We start from the raw sequence: 293 nt of genomic DNA, 5'->3' as shown, positions 1-293 counted from the left end.
GAGGGGATGGGTCGGGAGTTGTATGGGCGGTTCCCGGTGTTCGCGGCTGCTTTTGATGAGGTGGTTGCCGAGCTGGATCGTCATCTGGGTGGGGTGTCGGTTCGGGAGGTGGTGTTCGGGGAGGCGGGGTTGCTGGATCGGACGGTGTTCACCCAGTCGGGGTTGTTCGCGTTACAGGTGGGGTTGTTTCGGTTGTTGGAGTCGTGGGGGGTCCGGCCGGATTATCTGGTGGGTCATTCGGTTGGGGAGGTGTCGGGGGCGTATGTGGCGGGGGTGTGGTCGTTGGGTGATGC

1 protein-coding gene is annotated in these 293 nt (G+C 63.5%); it reads left to right on the top strand.

From position 1 onward, the window contains the following. Positions 1 to 293: acyltransferase domain-containing protein (locus ACSC1Q_RS43220; protein WP_436764549.1), on the top strand; the 293-nt coding region annotated here is incomplete at both ends.

The sequence above is a fragment of the Streptosporangium heterodermiicola genome, assembly GCF_051390675.1.
GTDB lineage: Bacteria > Actinomycetota > Actinomycetes > Streptosporangiales > Streptosporangiaceae > Streptosporangium.
The sequence above is the reverse complement of the archived record's forward strand: the minus strand, read 5'-3'. Positions and strand labels throughout refer to the sequence as shown.